The organism is Streptomyces lincolnensis, from assembly GCF_021173675.1.
Taxonomy (GTDB): Bacteria; Actinomycetota; Actinomycetes; order Streptomycetales; family Streptomycetaceae; genus Streptomyces; species Streptomyces lincolnensis_B.
In genome coordinates this window covers 255,920-271,597 of record NZ_JAIHON010000003.1, presented here as the reverse complement: position 1 = coordinate 271,597, position 15,678 = coordinate 255,920, and the positions used below count along the sequence as shown (strand labels likewise).

The 15,678-nt window shown below is 75.4% G+C and carries 3 protein-coding genes; all 3 read left to right on the top strand.

What is annotated here, in order from left to right:
• Positions 1–4: 4 nt before the first annotated feature.
• The 3 genes from K4B79_RS08360 to K4B79_RS48235 are packed head-to-tail and all read left to right on the top strand — an operon-like array spanning position 5 to position 15,674.
• Positions 5–9,163, top strand: a complete 9,159-nt coding sequence (locus tag K4B79_RS08360) for a non-ribosomal peptide synthetase (RefSeq protein WP_232025665.1) — start codon at positions 5–7, stop codon at positions 9,161–9,163.
• Positions 9,160–14,553 carry a non-ribosomal peptide synthetase gene (locus K4B79_RS08355; RefSeq protein ID WP_232025664.1) on the top strand — a complete coding sequence of 1,798 codons (5,394 nt, stop codon included), beginning with the start codon at positions 9,160–9,162 and terminating at the stop codon, positions 14,551–14,553. The genes K4B79_RS08360 and K4B79_RS08355 overlap by 4 nt, the downstream gene beginning before the upstream one ends.
• Positions 14,550–15,674 (top strand): saccharopine dehydrogenase NADP-binding domain-containing protein, encoded by a 1,125-nt coding sequence (locus tag K4B79_RS48235; RefSeq protein ID WP_232025663.1) that lies wholly within the window; start codon positions 14,550–14,552, stop codon positions 15,672–15,674. The genes K4B79_RS08355 and K4B79_RS48235 overlap by 4 nt, the downstream gene beginning before the upstream one ends.
• Positions 15,675–15,678: the final 4 nt, after the last annotated feature.

Sequence of the window (15,678 nt, the reverse complement as noted above, 5' to 3'; positions counted from 1 at the left end):
CGCAGTGTCAGAACCCGATCTCCCGCGGACGATCCGTCCCCTGCTCGCGGACTGGCTCGGCCCCGACGCCGAGCGGGTCGGCCCCCACGACAACCTCATCGAGCAGGGCCTGGACTCCATCCGCCTGATGACCGTGTCCGCCGCCCTGCGCCGCGCCGGCATCCGGCTGACCTTCGCGGAGCTCGCCCGCACCCCCACGCTGCACGCCTGGCGGGAACTGCTGGCCGAGCGATGTCCGAGCCCCGACGGCCGGCCCGCCGACGACGCCCCCGAACCGCCCGCGAACGCCCCCGCCCCCGCCGACATCGGCTCCCGAGCCGACACCCGAGCCGACGACGAAACCTCCCCCTTCGATCTGGCCCTGATGCAGCACGCCTACTGGGTGGGCCGCGGCGAGGAGCACGCACTCGGCGGCGTGGCCGCGCACTTCTACAACGAGTTCGACGGCGAGGGCGTCGACCCGCAGCGCCTGGAGCGCGCCGTACGCGCCCTGCTCGCCCGGCACGCCCAGCTGCGGTCCGTGTTCGGTGACGACGGCCGCCAGCACACCCCGGCCGCCTCCGCGTGGCCGGGGCTGCGCGTGCACGACCTGCGCGCGCTGCCCGAGGACGAGGTGGACCGCCGGCTGGCGGAGCTGCGGGACGCGTTGTCGCACCGCATGCTGCGGGTCGGCGCGGGCGAGGTCTTCGACGTACAGCTGTCACTGCTGCCGGACGGCCGGACCCGCACCCACCTCAACCTGGACATGCTCGCCGCCGACGCGCTGAGCCTGCGAGTGCTCCTGGCCGACCTCGCGGCCCTCTACGGCGGTACGGAGACCCTCCCGCCCGTCGGCTACAGCTTCCGCCGCTATCTCGCCGACCGGGCCGCCTCCCCCGAGCGGGAGCGCGACCGTCGGCGGGACGCGGCCTGGTGGGCGGCCCGGCTGCCGGACCTGCCGGGCGCACCCGCCCTGCCCGTCGCCCAGGAGCCGGTCCGCCCCCGCGTCACCCGCCGCCACCACTGGCTGCCGCCCGAGGCACGCCAGGCCCTGTTCGCCCGTGCCCACCGGCACGGCGTCACCCCGGCCATGGCCCTGGCCACCGCGTACGCCGAGGTGCTCGCCGCCTGGAGCGCCGAGCACCGCTTCCTGCTGAACGTGCCGCTGTTCGACCGCGAGCCGCTGCATCCCGACGTACCGCTGCTCGTGGGCGACTTCACCGGGTCGGTGCTGCTCACCGCCGACGTGTCCGGCCCCCAGGTGTTCCAGGAGCGGGCCCGGACGATGCAGGAGCGGTTCCTCGAGGACGCCGCGCACGCCTCCTACTCCGGTGTCGAGGTGCTGCGCGACCTGAACCGGGCCCAGCGCGGCGGCGGGCGGGTCCTCGCTCCGGTGGTGTTCACCAGCGCCCTCAACCTGGGCGAGCTGTTCTCCGAGGACGTGCGAGCCTGCTTCGGACGGCCGGTGTGGATCATCTCGCAGGGGCCGCAGGTGTGGCTGGACGCCCAGGTCACCGAGCTCGACGGCGGACTGCTGGTGAACTGGGACGCGCTGGAGCAGGCGTTCCCCCAGGACATGCTGGACGCCATGTTCGCCGCGTACCGCACGCTGGTGGACACCCTCGCCGCCTCCGACGCCCCCTGGGACGCGCCCGTCCCGGAGCTGCTGCCCGAGACCCAGCGGGAGGCACGCGCGCGGGCCAACGCCACCGACGGTCCGCGCACCGGACTGCTGCTCCACGAGGACTTCCTGAACGGCGCCGAGCGCGCCCCGGACCGGCCCGCGCTGCTGTGGGGCGCCGACGGAGTCCTCACGTACGGCGAACTCGCCGAGCGCGCCCGGCGGATCGCCGCCGCGCTCGCCGCGCACGCCGTCGGCCCCGGCGACCGGGTCGCCGTCTGCCTGCCCAAGGGACCCGACCAGATCGCCGCCGTGCTCGGCGTGCTGACCGCGGGCGCGGCCTATGTGCCGGTCGGACGCGACCACCCGCCGGCCCGCCGCGACCGGGTGCTGGCCCGCGCGGAGGCCCGGGTCGCCTTCGTCACCGAGGACACGGCGCGGCTGCCGGACGGTGTGGTGGCGCTGACGGTGTCGGACGCGCTGGCGCACGAGCCGGTCAAGGAGCCGGTCGCGGTGCCGGAGGACGACCCGGCGTACATCCTGTTCACCTCCGGCTCCACGGGTGAGCCCAAGGGGGTCGTCGTACCGCACCGCGCGGCGCGCAACACGGTCGACGACCTCGACGAGCGCTTCGCCGTGGACGGCGACGACCGGACCCTCGCCCTGTCCGCGCTCGACTTCGACCTGTCGGTGTACGACCTGTTCGGGCCGCTGTCCGCCGGCGGTGCCGTCGTGCTCGTGCGGGAGGAGGACCGGCGGGACGCGGCACGCTGGCACACGCTGATGGCCCGGCACGGCGTCACCGTCCTCAACTGCGTCCCGTCCGTGCTCGACATGCTGCTCAGCACCGCCGGAGACGGCCTCGCGGCACTGCGGCTGGTGCTGCTGGGCGGTGACTGGGTGGGGGTCGACCTGCCCGGACGGCTGGCGGAGCGCGCGCCCGGCTGCCGGTTCGTGGCGCTGGGCGGTACGACGGAGACCGCGATCCACTCCACGGTCTGCGAGGTGAACGGCGCCGCGGTGCCGGAGGACTGGACGGCGGTGCCGTACGGGACGCCGCTGCGCAACGTGCGGTGCCGGGTCGTCGACGCCCGGGGCCGGGACTGTCCGGACTGGGTGCCCGGCGAGTTGTGGATCGGCGGTGCCGGGGTGGCCGACGGATACCTCGGCGACCCCGGGCGCACCGCCGACCGGTTCGTCCGGCACGACGGGCTGCGCTGGTACCGCACGGGCGACCTGGCCCGCTACCGGCCCGGCGGCACCGTCGAGTTCCTCGGCCGGGCCGACTCCCAGGTCAAGTTGCGCGGCCACCGCGTGGAGCTGGGCGAGGTGGAGGCGGCTGTCGAGCGAACGCCGGGGGTGGGCCGTGCGGTCGCGGCCGTCGTCGGCGACACCGACGCGGGACCGCGGGCACTGGTCGCCGCCTACGCGCCGGCGCTCGGCGAGGGGGCGGGCCGGGGCGACGGGGTGCGTCCGCGGGTGGTGGCCTCCCGGCCGGACCCGCTGGAGGCGGAGGTCGTCGCGCATGCCCTGGGCCGGATCCTGGACGGCGGGCCGCGGCCGGCCGAGCACATGCGCGGTCTCGCGGACCTGTGGCGTGACCGGCTGCGCCGGCACACGGCGCCCGTCCACGCGGAGACCCTGGCCGAACGCGTCGCCGGAACCCGCCTCGAACCCGTGCTGGCCCGGCTGACCGAGCGGACGGCGGACCTGCGGGCCATGGTCACCGGCGAGCGCGATCCGCTGGAACTCCTCGACGACCCCGTGCTCTCACCGGAGGCGGCGCTCGACGCGCTGCCCGCCGGTGCGGTGGCGGCGCGGGAGTGCGCGCACGCGCTGCGCGCCCTGGCCGCGGAACCGGGCCGGGGTGTGCTGCGGGTCGCGGTCCTCGGGGCGCGCGGTGGACTGGCGGCCCTCCGTGTGGCGGAGCACCTCCCGGCGGAGAACGTGCAGGTGACTCTGCTCGACACCTCCGCCGCGCTGCTGGAGCAGGCCCGCGCCCGGCTCGCCGGCCTGCCGCACGACCTGCGGTTCCGGGCGCTGCCCGACGGCGCGCTGCCCGAGGGGCTGCCCGGCGCATTCGACGCCGTGCTCGCCGTCGGCGCCCTGCACGCCTTCGACGACCCGGCCGCCGGAGTCGCCCAGGCGGCGGCGCTGCTGGCTCCCGGTGGTGTCCTGCTCGCGGTCGAGCAGGGCGAGCTGCCGCCGCTGGCCCTGATCTGCGCCGCGCTGCCCACGCGCGGGTTCGCGACCGCGGACCCGGCCCGCCGGGCGGCCGGCAGCCCGCTGCTGCCGCCCTCGGCCTGGGAGCAGGTGCTGCGCGGCCACGGCTTCGGCGAGGTGGACACCTCCGTACGCGACCAGGAGCCCGCGCTGCTGATCCGTGCGGTCCGCGCCCCGGACGCCGTGCCCTGCGACACGGACCGGGTGCGCGCCTTCGTCGCGGGCCAGGTGCCGTCGTACATGGTCCCCGACCGGCTGGTCCTGCTGCCGGTCATGCCGTTGACCGCCAACGGCAAGGTCGACCGGCGCGCGGTCCGCCAACTCCTCGCCCGGCACGTCTCGTCCGCACAGGACGGCGGCCGGCGGGGTACCCCGCCCCGGCCGGGTGCCGAGGAACTGGTCGCCGAGGTGTGGCGGGACCTCCTCGGCTCCCGTGGCGTGCACCGCGAGGACGACTTCTTCGCGCTCGGCGGCGACAGCCTGCTCGCCACCCGGATGCTGCACCGGCTCGGCGAACGCGGGGTCCGCGGTGCCCGCATCGCGGACCTGTTCACGCGCCCCGTCCTGAAGGACTACGCCGCCGCGCTCACCCTGGACGCGGGCAGCTCCGCCGTCCCCGCGCTGGTGCCGGAGCCCGAGCACGCGCACGAGCCCTTCCCGGCGACGGACGTCCAGCGGGCCTACTGGCTCGGACGGGCCGAGGAGATGCGGCTCGGCGGGGTCGGGGCGCACTACTACTCGGAGTTCGACGGCACCGACGTGGACCTGCCGCGGCTGGAAGCGGCCTGGCGCCGCCTGGTCGCACGGCATCCGATGCTGCGGGCCGTCTTCGACGAGGACGGACGCCAACGCGTCCTGCCCGAGACGGAGACACCGGACTTCACCATCCCCGTACGCCACGGCGAGGAACACCTCACCACCCTCCGCGAGGAGATGTCCCACCAGGTCCTCGACCCCACCCGCTGGCCCCTGTTCGACGTACGGGCCGTCCACTACGGCGACGACCGGACCCGCATCGGCGTCAGCCTCGACAACATCGTCCTCGACGGCCTCAGCATGATGACCGTCTACACCGAGCTGGGCGCGCTCTACGCCGACCCCGACGCCGAACTGCCGCCCGTGGAACCGACGTTCCGCGACTACCTCGCCTCCGTCCGCCCCGCACCCGAGACGCTCGCCGCCGACCAGGCGTACTGGCGCGACCGGCTGCCCGAACTGCCGCCGGCGCCCCGGCTGCCGCTGCTGCGCGACCCGGCCACGATCGGCCGCCCCCGCTTCACGCGCACCTCGGGACAGTTGACCGCCGAGCGCTGGCACCGTCTGAAGGACCGGGCCCGCGAGCACGGCGTCACCCCCTCCACCCTGCTGCTGGCGGCCTACGCGGAGGTGCTCGGCACCTGGAGCGAGTGCCCCGAACTCACCGTCAACCTCACCCTGTTCGACCGGCAGGAGATCCACCCCGACATCAACCGGGTGCTCGGGGACTTCACCTCGCTGCTCCTCGCCGCCCACCGCCCGCGTCCCGGCGAGAACTGGCTGACCCGGGTGCGCGGACTCCAGGAGCAGTTGTGGCGCGACCTGGACCACCGCTCGGTCTCCGCGGTGTGGGTGATGCGCGAGCTGGCCCGGGCACGCGGCGAGCGGGAGGCCGCCGTACCGGTGGTGTTCACCAGCGCGCTCGGCGTGGACGACGGCGTGTCCATGGACGCGCCCGACGGATTCCCGGAGCGCGTGTGGGGCGTCAGCCAGACCCCGCAGGTCTGGCTCGACCTCCAGGTGTACGAGGGCCGGGACGGAACACTGCGCCACCAGTGGGACGCCGTCACGGGGTTGTTCCCCGCGGACCTGGTGGAGACGATGTCCACCGCCTTCGAGAAGCTGCTCGGCCATCTGGCGGACGGCGACTGGCGGCTGCCCCGGCCCGCGCTGCTGCCCGACGGACAGCGCGCGGTGCGCGAGCGGGTCAACGCCACGGGCAGGCCCGGCGGCGAACGCGCCCTGCACCTGCCGTTCTTCGAACGGGCCGCCGCAGAACCCGACTCCCCCGCCCTGCTCTGGGGCGAGGACGGCGAGATGTCCCGGGGCGAGCTGCGCGAGCGGGCGCTGCGCGTCGCCGCCGCGCTGGCGGCGCGCGGGGTCGAACCCGGTGACACCGTCGCCGTGTCGCTGCCCAAGGGGCCGGAGCAGATCTGTGCCGTGCTCGGTGTGCTCGCCGCGGGGGCGGCGTACGTCCCGGTCGGCGCCGACCAGCCGCCGGTGCGGCGCGACCGGATGCTCCGGGCGTCGCGCGCCCGGTGCGTGCTCGACGCGGAGTTCCTCGCCGGGCCGCTGCCCGCGCCCTTGGCGGGACCCGTGGTCGCCGACCCGGACTCGTGCGCGTACGTGATCTTCACGTCGGGTTCCACCGGTGAGCCCAAGGGCGTCGAGCTCACCCACCGGGCCGCCGCCAACACCGTCGAGGACATCAACGAACGGCACGGCGTCGGCCCCGGCGACCGGGTCCTGACCGTCTCCGCGCTCGACTTCGACCTGTCCGTGTACGACATCTTCGGGCTGCTCGGCGCGGGCGGCGCACTCGTCCTGGTCGCCGAGGAGGAGCGCAGGGACGCCCAGAGGTGGCGGGATCTGGCGGCGCGGCACGGTGTCACCGTCTGGAACTCCGTACCGATGCTCCTGGACATGCTGCTCACCGCCTCGGCGGGACAGGCACCGCCCGGCCTCAGGCTCGCCCTGGTCTCGGGCGACTGGGTGCCGCTGGACCTGCACACGCGGCTGCCGGCCGAAAGCGGCTGCCGGCTCGTCGCCATGGGCGGGGCCACCGAGGCCGCCATCTGGTCCAACGCCTACGACGCCACGCACGGCGCGCCCGAGGGCTGGCCGTCGGTGCCGTACGGGACGCCGCTGCGCGGACAGCGGTTCCGGGTCGTGGGTCCGCGGGGCGAGGACAGTCCGGACTGGGTGCCGGGCGAGCTGTGGATCGGCGGAGCCGGGGTGGCCACCGGCTACCGGGGCGATCCGGAACGCACCGCCGACCGGTTCGTGACCGACGGCGGGGAGCGCTGGTACCGCACCGGGGACCTGGGCCGCTACCGTCCCGACGGGCTGCTGGAGTTCCTGGGGCGGCGCGACCACCAGCTGAAGATCCGCGGCCATCGCACCGAACTCGGTGAGGTCGACGCGGCGCTGCACGCGCAGCCGGGGGTCGCCCGTGCGATCACCGTGGCGACCGGGCCCCGGGGGAGGCAACGGCTCACCGCGTTCGTGGTCCCGGAGGGTTCGCTCGACCTGGCGGAGGTGGAGCGGCGGCTCGCCGACCATCTGCCCGCGCACGCGGTGCCCTCCGCGCTCGTGCCCCTGCCGGACGGGCTGCCGTTGACCGCCAACGGCAAGGTCGACCGGGCCGCGCTCACCGAGCGGGCGGCCGGTCTCGGGGTGTCCGCCGACGCCACGCGGCGGCCGGACGGCCCGGTGGAGGAGCTGGTCGCCGCGGCGTGGCGGGAGCTGCTGGGTGCCGAACAGGTGGGCAGGGACGACGAGTTCTTCGCCCTCGGCGGCGACAGTCTGCTCGCCACGCGCCTCGTGGCCCGCCTGCGCGAGGCCGGGGTGCGCGGTGCCCGGATCGCGGCACTGTTCACCCACCCGGTCCTCAAGGACTACGCCGCCACCCTGACTCTGGACGCCGAGAAGCCGGTCGCACAGGTCCTGGTGAGCGATCCCGCGCACGCGCACGAGCCGTTCGAGGCGACCGACGTGCAGCAGGCGTACTGGATCGGCCGGAACGCACAGCTCGACCTGGGCGGGGTCGGCGCGCACTACTACAGCGAGACCGACGAGGAGCACGTCGACCTCGCCGTGCTGGAGCGGGCCTGGCGACGGCTCATCGCACGGCATCCGATGCTGCGGGCCGTCTTCGACGAGGACGGACGCCAACGCGTCCTGCCCGAGACGGAGACACCGGACTTCACCATCCCCGTACGCCACGGCGAGGAACACCTCACCACCCTCCGCGAGGAGATGTCCCACCAGGTCCTCGACCCCACCCGCTGGCCCCTGTTCGACGTACGGGCCGTCCACTACGGCAACGGCCGGACCCGCATCGGCGTCAGCCTGGACAACCTGCTGCTGGACGGTCTCAGCATGATGATCGTCTTCACCGAGCTGCGGCAGCTGCGGGACGATCCGGACGCCGAACTCCCCTCGGTGGACGTGACGTTCCGGGACTACCTCGCCTCGGTCCGGCCGCAGGAGGAGACCCTCGCGGCCGACCGGTCGTACTGGCGCGAGCGGCTCCCCTCGCTGCCGCCGGCCCCCCGGCTGCCGCTGGTGCGCGAGCCGTCGGCCGTCGGACGCCCGCGCTTCGCACGACGCGCCACGCATCTGCCGTACGACAGGTGGGAGCCGCTGAAGGAACGGGCCCGGGGCTACGGCATCACGCCCTCCGTGCTGCTGCTCGCCGTGTACGCCGACGCGCTCGGCGAGCACGCGGCGAGTCCCGAACTCACCGTGAACCTCACGCTGTTCGACCGGCAGGAGATCCACCCCGACGTCAACCGGATCGCCGGTGACTTCACCTCTCTGCTGCTGGCCGCCCACCATCCGCGGGCGGGCGAGTCCTGGCTCGCGCGGCTGCGGGGGGTGCAGGCCCGGCTGTGGACCGACCTCGACCACCGGGCGGTGTCGGCGGTGTGGGTGATGCGGCAGCTCGCCCAGCAGCGCGGTCCCGACCGGGCGGCCATGCCGGTGGTGTTCACCAGCGCGCTCGGCATCGACGACGACCGGGCCCGGCTGCTGACCCCGCCGCACTGGTCGGTGTCCCAGACCCCGCAGGTCTGGCTCGACCACCAGGTGCTGGAGGACGCCGAGGGGCTGCGCCTCACCTGGGACGCGGTGTCCGGGCTGCTGCCGGACGATCTCACCGAGTCACTGATGCACCGTCAACTCGCCTTGCTGCAGGAGCTGTCGGCGGCCGACGACTGGGACGCCGCGATCCTGACCACGGGTCTGCGGGCCGGTGAGGGGTCCGCCGCCGTTCCGGTGGCGACGGACACCGGGACCGACGCCGGCGGACCGCCTCGCGGCGCCACCGAGGAGGTGGTCGCCGGGCTCTGGTCTGAGCTGCTGCCCGACAGCCCGCTCGCGGGCCGCGAACAGGGCTTCTTCGCGGCCGGCGGCGACAGTCTGCTCGCCACCCGCCTCATCGCGCGACTGCGCGAACGCACCGGCGTGGAGGTCCCGCTGCGGGACTTCTTCGCCACCCCGACCGTGGCCGCGCTGGCCGCCGCCGTGGACGACATCACCGACCGCACCATCGATCAGAACTGGGAAGAGGGGGAACTGTGAGCGCCGCCGAGCTGGTGTCGGAACTGGCCGCCGCTGGAGTCGAGTTGTGGGAGGAGGACGGCCGTATCCGTTTCCGGGCGCCCCAGGGCGCCCTCACCGAGGACCTGCGCGAGCGGCTGGGCGCCGACCGTGACGCCGTACTGGCCCATCTGCGCGACCCGTTCGCCGAGCCCCTGGTGCCCGACCCGGACGGGCGGCACCTGCCCTTCCCGCTGACGCAGGTGCAGTCCTCGTACCTGCTGGGCCGCACGGACGCCTTCCCGTACGGCGGGATCGGCTGCCACGCCTACCTGGAGTACGAGCTGCCGGGCGAGGTCGCCCCCGAGCGGGCCGCCGACGCGTGGCGGACCCTGGTCGAGCGGCACGACGCGCTGCGCACGGTGTACCACCCGGACGGCCAGCAGGTGCTCAAGGACCTGCCGCCGTACGGGATCCCGGTGGCGGAGGCCGGGCAGGCGGAGCGGATCCGGGCGGAGCTGGCGCAGCGCACCTACGACCCGGCCGCCTGGCCGCTGTTCGACGTGCGGCTGACGCACTCCCCCGAACGGCTGCTCGTGCACCTGTCCGTCGACCTGCTCGTCACCGACTTCTCCGGGGTGCAGCAACTGCTGGGCGAGCTGGAGCAGTTGTGCCTCACGCCCGAGCGGGTGCCGGATCCGGTACCGGTGTCCTTCCGCGACCACGTGCTCGCCGAGCGGCGGCTGCGGGACAGCGCCCGCTGGGCCCGTGACCGCGCCTACTGGCTGGACCGGCTCGACGACCTGCCCGCGGCGCCCGAACTGCCGGTGCTGCCCGAGGAGCCGGGTGCGCGGGTGCGCTTCCGGCGGCTGGCCGACCGGCTGAGCGCCGAGGAGTCCGCGGCGCTGCGGCGCCGGGCCGCCGGGCGCGACCTGACCGTCTCCACCGTGCTGCTCGCCGCCTACGCCGAGGTGATCGGACGGTGGAGCGCCAAGCCGCGCTTCACACTCAACCTGCCCGTGTTCGCCAAGCGGCCGGTGCACCCCGACATCGACCGGGTCGTGGGCGACTTCACGTCCGTCACGCTGGTGGCCGTCGAGCCCGAGGCCGACAAGGGGTTCGCGGAGCGGGCCCGGGCGCTCGGCGGGCGGCTCTTCGAGGACCTGGACCACGGGCTGTACTCGGGTGTGGAGGTGCTGCGCGAGGCCGCCCGCCGTGCGGACCGGCAGGCGCTGATGCCGGTCGTGTTCACCAGCACCCTTCAGGGCACGGAGGCGCCGGCCACGGGGCCCGGCAGGGTCGTGCACGGCGTCACGCAGACACCACAGGTGTGGATCGACTGCCAGGTGATGGAGGCGGGCGGGGAGATCCTGCTGGGCTGGGACGTGCGCGAGGGCGTCCTCCCGGAGGGGCTGGCCGATGACGCGTTCGGCGCCTTCGCCTCCCTGGTGCGCGAGTTGGCCGTCTCCGACGCCCCGTGGGACAGCACAGGACCGGTGCGGCTGCCGCGGGCCCAGGCGGCCCGGCAGGCGGACGTCAACGCCACCGCGCGGCCGCTGCCCGACGGGCTGCTGCACGAGCGGGTGTTCGCCGCGGCCGCCGCGCACGCCGACCGCCCGGCGGTCATCGCGCCCGACCGTACCCTCACCTACGCCGAACTCGCCGGGCACGCCCGGGCGGTGGCCGCCCGGCTGCGGGAGGCCGGGGTCGCTGCGGGCGACCGGGTCGCGGTCGTGATGGACAAGGGCTGGGAGCAGGTCCCGGCCGTGCTCGGCACGTTGGCCGCGGGCTGCGTGTACGTACCGGTCGACACCGTCCACCCGCCCGCGCGCCGCGCGAAGGTCCTGGCCTCCAGCGGCGCGGTCGCCGTGCTCACACAGACGCGGGTCGAGGGCTCGTACGACCTGCCGACGTTCGCCGTCGACGGGCTGGAGCCGTCGCAGGCGGTGGAGTTCCGGCCGGTGGACCCCGACCAGGCGGCCTACATCATCTACACCTCCGGGTCGACCGGTGAGCCCAAGGGCGTGGTGGTCTCCCACCGGGCCGCGCTGAACACGGTCGCCGACATCGACGAGCGGTTCGCGGTGGGCGCGGACGACCGGGTCCTCGGGCTCGCGCAGCTGGGCTTCGACCTGTCGGTGTACGACCTGTTCGGACCGCTCGCGCACGGCGGCGCGATCGTCCTGCCGGACGCCGAGCGGCGCGGCGACCCCTCGCACTGGGCCGACCTCGCGGCCCGCCACCGGGTGACCCTGTGGAACTCGGTCCCGGCACAGCTCCAGATGCTGTACGACTACCTGGCCTCCGGCGCCGGCGCGGCCGACGTGGCGGGGCTGTCCGGGCTGCGGCTCGGGCTGCTGTCCGGCGACTGGATCCCCGTCCGGCTGCCGGACCGGGTGCGGGAGCTGCTGCCGGGGCTGCGGTTGATCAGCCTGGGCGGCGCGACCGAGGCGGCGATCTGGTCGATCCACCACCCCATCGAGCGGCCCGTGGACCCGGACCGGCCGAGCATCCTGTACGGCAGGCCGCTCGCCAACCAGACCTTCCACGTCCTGGACGAGGCACTGCGGCCCCGGCCGGACTGGGTGCCGGGCGAGCTGTGCATCGGCGGCAGCGGCCTGGCGCTCGGCTACCACGGGGACCCGGAGACGACGGCCCGGCGGTTCGTCACCCACCCCGTCACCGGGGAGCGGCTGTACCGCACCGGTGACCTGGGCCGGTGGCTGCCCGGCGGGGACATCGAGTTCCTGGGGCGCGAGGACGGACAGGTCAAGATCCGGGGGCATCGCATCGAACTCGCCGAGATCGAGGCGGTGCTGACGGGCCATCCGGCGGTCGGCGGGGCATCCGTGCTCGCCGTCGGCGACGATCCGCTCCAGCGCCGCCTGGTCGCCTTCGCGGAACCGGCGCGCCTCGCGCCGGTCGTGAGGGCGGGCGAGGACGATCTGGCGCACCGGGCCCGCGCCGCGGCCGACGCCTTCGAGGTGACCGAGCCGGAGCGGGTCGCCGAGTTCGCCACCCTGCTGGATGAGGCGTCGCTGGCGTCCATGCTCGACGCGCTGCGCGCCCGCGGCGTGTTCGGGGACCGCGAGGCCGCCCACACCGCGGACGAGGTGGCCCGGGCGACGGCCGCACCGCGTCATCACCGCGTGGTCCGGCGCTGGCTGCGGGTCCTGCACGACGAGGGGCTCCTGAGCCTCGACGCGGATCGTTACCGCCTGGCGGGCGACCCGCCTCCGGCCGCCGAGGCGTGGGACCGGGTCGCCGCCGTATGGAGCGACGGGCTCGGCCCGACCGAGCTGCTGGACTATCTGCGGGCCCACGCCGACCGGCTGGACGCCCTGATGGAGGACCGGGTCGCCGCCGTCGACCTGCTCTTCCCCGGCGCCCGCATGGAGACCGCCGACGCGGCCTACCGCGAGAACGTCATGTCCGCCTACCTCAACCGGGTCCTCGCCGAGGCACTGCGCACGGCGGCCGAGGAGCAGGCGGCGGCCGGCCGGCCGCTGCGGGTGCTGGAGGTGGGCGCCGGGACCGGGGCGAGCACGGCGGGCGCGCTGGCGGCGCTCGACGGGACACCGGTGGAGTGGCTGTTCACCGATGTCAGCCCGTTCTTCCTGGACAGGGCCCGCGAGCGCTTCGGGCCCGATCCGAGGCTGCGGTACGGGCTGTACGACGTGGACGGCGATCCGGCCGGGCAGGGGCTGGCGCCGAACTCGTTCGACGCGGTCGTCTGCGCGGGAGTGCTGAACAACGCCCGGGACACGGCGGCGGCGCTCGCCTCGCTGCGCTCGCTGCTCGTGCCCGGCGGGCTGCTGCTGGTCACCGAGCCGACCCGGGAGCACTACGAGATCCTGATCTCGCAGGCGTTCATGATGACCGGGGCGGAGGACCTGCGCAGCGCGGCGGAGGCGGACGCCACCTTCGTCACCCGCGAGCAGTGGCTGCGCCTGTTCGCCGAGGCCGGCGGCGCGAACGCGCTGTGCCTGCCGCAGGAGGGCCACCCGCTGGAGCCGCTGGGCCAGCACGTCTTCGCCGTGCGCTTCAAGACCGACCGGGCCCTCCTGGACCCCGCGGAGGCCCTCGACCACCTCGCGGCGCGGCTGCCGGTGTACATGCTGCCCGCCGCGCTGCACGTCCTCGACGCGCTCCCGCTCACCCCCAACGGCAAGGTGGACCGCAAGGCCCTGGTGGCCCGGGCGGAGGCCACGGCCGAGGAGCGGCACACCGCCGCCGTCCCGGAATCCGCCGAGCCCGCCGACGAGTTGGAGGAGCGGCTGGCCACGGTGGCCGCGGCGGCCCTCGGGGTCGCCGCCGTGCCCCGCGACCGCAGCCTGTTCGACCTCGGCGCGGACTCGCTGCTGCTGGCCCAGCTGTCGGCACGGCTGATCGAGGAGGTGCCGCAGGCGGCGGACCAGCAGTTCGACACGCTGCTGCGGGAGCTCCTCAACCGCCCGACGGTCGCCGACCTGGCCCGCCATCTGCGCGGGACGGACGCCCCGGAGGCGGGCGCGGGCGAGGCGTCCGTGCTGCTGCCCCTCGGTGACGCGCCGGACGGCACAGTGCTGCACGTGCTGGTGCACGAGGGCATCGGCACCATGGCGCCGTACCGCGATCTCGCGGGCCGGCTCGGCGCGTACGGGCCGCTCGTCGGTCTGGCCGTCGGCGATGTCGAGGCGTGCACACAGATCCCGCCGCAGGAGTTCGTGGAACGGCTCGCGGCCGAGCACGTACGGCGGTTGACCGCGACCGGTGCCGACCGGTTCCGGCTGACCGGCTACTGCCTGGGCGGACAGCTGGCCACCGAGATCGCCCGGCAGCTCACCGAGGGCGGGGCGCATGTCGACCGGCTGACGGTGGTCAGCAGCAGTCCGCCCGCCTTCGTGTGCGAGGACGAGCTGCTGATCGAGCACGCCTTCGCCCGGGTGCTCGGCGCGGACCCGGCGGCGGCCGGATACCCGGACGACGAGGAGGAGTTGGGGGCGGCGCTGCGGGCCGTCCTCGACGCCACCCCGGGCCGGGTGCCGGCCGGTGCCTTCGCCGCCCTGTGCGGTGAACCGCGCCTGGAGGCGGTGGCCCGCCGGATGCGCGCCCTGGCCGAGGTGCCCCAGCCGGAGCGGCTCGCGGCGATCGCCCGCACCGTGGGCGGTGACGGGGACGCGGCTCATGTGCCGGGTCTGTACCGGGTGTTCCGGCACGCCTTCGCCGCCGCCTCGCTGCACACCACCCAGCCGTACGCGGGGGACATCACCCTCGTCCAGCCCCGGGGCCGGCTGCGGTTCCTCGCCGGGTTCGGGCAGGAGGCGGACGAGCTGTGGCGTGAGGTGTGCCTCGGGGATCTGACGGTGGTCGACGTCGACGGCGACCACTTCAGCTGCCTGCGCGCACCGCACGTCGACCAGGTGGCCGCGGCTGCCGGAGACGCACCGTGAACCGAGGCCGGACCGCGCAGGTCGCGGTGGGCGTGGTCGGGGCGGCCGGAGCGGTGGGCCGTGCCGTGCTGGAGGAACTGCTGCGGCTCGGGGTCGGGCCGGTGCGGGCGGCGGTGCGCCGCCCGCCCGGCCGGGCCCTGCCCCCGGGGGCCGGACTGTGGCCGGATCCGGTGGACGTGACCGACACGCACGCCCTCGCCGCGTTCTGCGCCGAGTGCCGTGTGGTCGTCAACGCCACCGGGCCCGTCCGGGCCGTGGGCCACCGCGTGGTGGCCGCGGCGCTGTCGGCGGGCGCGGACGCGGTCGACGTCAACGACACGGCGGAACTGTCCGAACCGCCGTCGTACGCACGGCTGTTGCGGTGGCGGACGGCCGTGGTAGGAGCGGGGCTGATGCCGGGGCTCGCGGGCCTGCTGCCCGGGCTGCTGGCCGGCGGGCGCGAGCGGGAGGAAGGCGGGCCCCGGGGCGGCACCCTCACCGTGCGCGTCGGCGGTCTCCCCGACTTCCCGCCCGCCGCCGCCCGGGACTTCATGGACCGGCTGGCCCGTCCGGGCGGCGAGGTGACGGCCGTCTGGCGTGACGGGCGCCGGGTGCCGGGGACGCTGGCCGTGGAGCGTGCCGCCCGGCTCCCGTACTTTCCGGGGGCGGTGACGGCGATCCCGTACCTGACCGAGGAGGCCGTGGCCGTCGCCGGCCGGTACGGGCTGCGCGAGGTGCGCTGGTACACGGTGTTCGGCGGCGAGCACACCCGCGCGGTCCTCGACCGCCACCGCGCGGGGCTGTCGCCGGGCCGATCCGTGGCCGCGGCGGCGGACGAGCTGTCGCGTGCCACCCTGACCGATCTGGCGGGGCGCACGCCGTACCAGGCCGTGACCTGCGAGCTGGACGGGCGCTCGCTCGTCCTGACCGGTACCGACTCCTCGGCCCTGACCGGAACCTCCGCCGCCCACGCGGCCCTGGCCCTGCTGAGCGGCGAACTCCCGCGCGGACAGCTGCACTTCGCCGACCTGCCCGACCCCGCCCGCCTCACCCGGCGCCTCGCCCAGGCACCCGCCGTGACCGGGCTGCGGCTGCTGGACGGGCCGCTCGCCGAACTCCCCCTGGAAGAAGGAATCCTGTGACCTC